This is a genomic window from Streptomyces sp. 13-12-16 (assembly GCF_002114215.1).
Taxonomy (GTDB): domain Bacteria; phylum Actinomycetota; class Actinomycetes; order Streptomycetales; family Streptomycetaceae; genus Streptomyces.
The window spans coordinates 1-3,807 of record NZ_NCTE01000236.1 but is presented as its reverse complement, the minus strand read 5'-3'; the positions used below and the strand labels follow the sequence as shown (position 1 = coordinate 3,807).

The 3,807-nt window shown below is 71.0% G+C and carries 4 protein-coding genes; 1 reads left to right on the top strand and 3 read right to left on the bottom strand.

The genetic code is table 11. The annotated features are described in order from the left end of the window. The 3 genes from B7767_RS10695 to B7767_RS10685 form a co-directional block, all read right to left on the bottom strand. Positions 1–406: carboxymuconolactone decarboxylase family protein (locus B7767_RS10695; protein ID WP_179167100.1), on the bottom strand; the 406-nt coding region annotated here is incomplete at its 3' end. Positions 407–514: 108 nt separating this feature from the next. After that, on the bottom strand, positions 515–2,188 hold the full coding sequence (locus B7767_RS10690; protein WP_085571989.1) for an FAD-dependent oxidoreductase: 1,674 nt from the start codon (positions 2,186–2,188) through the stop codon (positions 515–517). Then, positions 2,185–2,772 (bottom strand): DUF5987 family protein, encoded by a 588-nt coding sequence (locus B7767_RS10685; protein ID WP_085571988.1) that lies wholly within the window; start codon positions 2,770–2,772, stop codon positions 2,185–2,187. The genes B7767_RS10690 and B7767_RS10685 overlap by 4 nt, the downstream gene beginning before the upstream one ends. A 281-nt stretch (positions 2,773–3,053) precedes the next feature. Between B7767_RS10685 and B7767_RS10680 the strand changes: the two genes are divergently transcribed. Next, positions 3,054–3,807, top strand: a 754-nt coding sequence (locus tag B7767_RS10680; protein ID WP_256923392.1) for a ParB/RepB/Spo0J family partition protein, incomplete at its 3' end; no start/stop codon positions are given.

Below are 3,807 nucleotides of genomic sequence, written 5' to 3'. Positions count from 1 at the left end.
CGGGCCGGGGCGGGTCGCCGGCGGTGGTGAGGCCGCGGGCCCAGTCGGTGAGGGCCGCCAGGGGCGCGGTGTCCGGCCCGGTCAGGGTCTGCAGCTTGGCGCGGTGGACGTCGACGCAGTACGCGCACTCGTTGGCCTGTGACACTCCGGTGGCGACGGCCTCCTTGGCGGCTCGTCCGGCCCGGCCGTCGACGAGGAGGGTCTCGCGCAGCAGGACCCAGCAGGCGGCGAGCGTCTCGGGTGCCGGGGAGTGCAGCGCCAGCGGCGGCGCGAGGATCCCGAACTCCCGGCCGGCCCGGTCGTAGACGTCGGCCACCAGGCCCTTCGCCTCGTGCCGCGGGACCGCGGTGACGTGCCGGATCTGCTTGAGGGAGCCTTTCAGCATGGTTCTCACGAGTGGTCGCACCGCTGTCTCCTGGAATCGCGGGCCGGTTGCGTGAAGCAACCCACCGGGGAAGGGAAAGTCCTGTGAAGCAACTGACCGGTCGGCGAGAAGCGCGCCCGCCGGTGCGGGTCACACCCCGGCCGGCTGCCTGGGCCTGTCGCGCAGCAGCGGCAGGACCGCGTTGCGGCCGCTCTTGTAGCCGGTGGGCGCCGGGGCTCCGTAGCTCACGGCCACTCCCCTGCGCTGGGCCTCCGCCACGATGTGCGGGACCGCGCGTTCGGCGACGGCGGCGATGGTCATCGCCGGGTTGACGGTGAGCGCCCCGGGGATCGCGGACCCGTCGGTGACGAAGACACCGGAGTGGCCGCGCAGTTCGTTGGTGTCGTCCAGGGCCGAGGTGCGGGGGTCGTCGCCCATCCGGCAGGAGGCGAGGGGGTGCACGGTGTAGGCGCCGACCAGGTCGTTGGTCCACGGCATCACCTTGGCGAGGCCGTCCTTCTCCAGGATCTCCTTCACTTCCGCGTCGGACTGGTTCCAGCCGTGCCAGGTGTTCTTCGTGGGCCGGTAGGAGAGGTTGCCGCGGCCGAGCATCTGCTGGGAGATGCGCAGGGCGTTGCCGGTCTCCGGCGGCGGGCCGAAGACGCCCTCGTTGTCGTCCTCGATCATCGAGAAGATCGTCAGCCAGGACTTCCAGTTCTTGAGGATCTCCTTCTTCTCCCTGCCGAACCAGGTCGGCCCGGTGGCGTCGGGCACCTGGGCGAGGATGGTGCCGAGGCCCGGCGGGAAGTAGAGCTGCTCCAGCGAGTAGCGGGAGTACTCGGGCAGCGAGCCGTCCAGCTTGTCCCAGCTGGCCACGGTCGGCCCCCTGCCGATCGCGTTGGCGCCGTAGGGCAGCGAGCCGTCGCCGCGGGACAGGCCGAGGAGTTCGGCGACCTTGTCCTCGTTGAGGATGGCCGTGTTGAGCCGTTCCCCGTTGCCGGAGAAGTAGCGGCCGACCGCGTGCGGCATCCGGCCGAGGTGGGCCTCGCTGCGCTGCAGGATGACCGGGGTGGCCGCGGCGCCGGCCGCCATCACGACGATCTTGGCCTCGATGACGCCGGACTCGTGGTGCACCCGGTAGTCCTGGTCGTCGATGACGTTGTAGTGGATCCGGTAGTCCCCCTCCGCGGTCCGGGTCAGGTGCTGCACCTCGTGCAGGGGCCGTATCTCGGCCCCGTGGGCGATCGCGGCCGGCAGGTAGTTGACGGTGAGCGACTGCTTCGCCTCGAAGCGGCAGCCGGCCATCATGAAGTTGCAGTTGGCGCACTTGGAGTTGTCGACGGCGACGGCGAGCGGGTTGGCGGTGCGTCCGGCGTGGTGGCAGGCCGCGGCCCACAGTCCTCCGGCGTAACTGACGTCGCTCCATTCCTGCTTGCTCACCGAGAGGGATTCCTCGATCCGGTCGTACCAGGGGTCGAGGGTGTCGCGGCTGAGGGCGGCCGGCCACATCCGGCGGCCGATGCTGCCCTTGCGGTCGAAGACGAAGCGCGGGGCGCGCGGCATGGCCGCGAAGTAGACGACGCTGCCGCCGCCGACGCAGTTGCCGCCCAGCACGCTCATCCCGTCGCCGACGACGAAGTCGAAGGCCCGTGTGTAGGAGGACCCCAGCTTGTAGTCGTGTTCGAAGTCGGTGCTGCGCAGCCATGGGCCGCGTTCCAGGATGGTGACCTTCGCGCCGCCGGCGGCGAGGTGGTAGGCGGTGATGGCGCCGCCGAAGCCGCTGCCGATGACCAGGACGTCGGTCTTCTCGATCGCGTTGCTCATGCCGGGCTCCCGGTCGGGGTGGTGTCGGGGTGGAGGTCGGCCAGCTTGCGGCCGTAGCCGAAGTCCGCGAACCGCCACAGGCCGTCGGCGTCGGGGGCGGTGATGCCCATCGCCGTGAGGCCGGGGTGGCCGTCCCTGACGGCCTGCGCGGTGTGCAGGTGGGCGGCGGAGTCGAAGGCCATGTTGCAGAACAGGGAGAGCAGGACCCAGAAGTCCTTCTCCGGGTGGCCCGGGGTGGTCAGGGTCTGGATCAGCCGCACCCGGTCCTCGTAGTCGAGGGCCACGAAGGGCGGCACCGTGTCGTCCAGTTCCAGGCCGTTCTCGGCGGCGTGGGTCCTGGCGTGGCCGTTGACGAGGCCGGCCAGGTCCTCCAGGCCGTCGGCGACGCCGGTCGCGTCCCAGCGCAGGAGGTCCAGGGCGCCGGCGGCGACCGCTCCTCCGCCGGTGCCGACGCCGGCTATCGCCCGGTCGCCGGGCCCGCGCTTCTCGCCGGGAACGATGGTGTCCGCATAGGCCTCGAGGGTGAGAGTCGCCTCGTCCCCGATTTCGACCCTGCGCTCGGGAATTCTTGCCGTTGCCTGCAACGCGTCCTCCCGGTCTCGTTGGTGGGATTCGTCTGGGGTGTGAAAAGAACGTAGAGCTGCCGAGTCTTTTCAAACAACTGACACCGGCGGCGTTCAGCGAACGGTGAGTTGCATGAATGAACTAGGCGGAGTCGAAGCATCGCCGGCGCCGGCCCGTACAAATGGCCGTTCGATCGCTTAACGTTCTTGCCGACGTATTCCTCTTCCGTCGGACACGGGACCACCGTCCCGGAATGAAGAGGAGCCGGAACAATTCGTACCGGTCCAGGGGGGTGTCAAGGTTGGAAAGCACGGACAAGGCTCTGGAACTGCCGACGAACTTCACCCAGCGGGTCCGTATCGCGGTGTTGCGGCCGGCCGACTCCCCCCGGCTGAACGGGGTCGACCCCCTGCACGTGCAGCGCCTGGCGGACGTCCTGGCCTCGCTGCCGCCGATCCTGGTCCACCGGCCGACGATGCGGATCGTCGACGGTTCGCACCGGGTGGCCGCCGCCGCCCTGAAGGGGCAGGACGCCGTCGAGGTGCACTACTTCGACGGCCCCGAGAAGGACGCCTTCCTGCGCTCGGTGTCCGCGAACATCGCGCACGGGCTGCCGCTGTCGACGGCGGACCGCAAGGCCGCCGCCGAGCGCATCCTGCGCTCCCACCCGGACCTCTCCGACCGGACCGTCGCCACCTGCACCGGCCTGGACCCCAAGACGGTCGCGGCCGTACGGCGCAGTTCAACCGTGGACTCTCCACGGTCGAACACCCGGACGGGCAGCGACGGCAGGGAGCACCCGCTGGACCGCACGCTGGAGCGGCTGCGGGCCGCGGAACTCATGACCAGCCGGCCGGAGCTGCCGCTGCGGGCCGTCGCCCAGCAGTCCGGCCTGTCCCTGGGCACCGCCCACGACGTGCGCAGACGTCTCCAGCGCGGGGAGACCCCGGTGCCGAGCCGACGGCGCGGCAAGGCGCCGGAGGACCGGCCGGAGGAGGCCGGCTCCACCCCGGCCGCCCCGGACGCCCCGGACGCCCCCGCGGACCGGGAGCCCG

Bases quoted from the DNA above. Each gene is read 5' to 3' on its own strand.
- B7767_RS10690 (WP_085571989.1), bottom strand. From the start codon at position 2,188: ATGAGCAACGCGATCGAGAAGACCGACGTCCTGGTCATCGGCAGCGGC.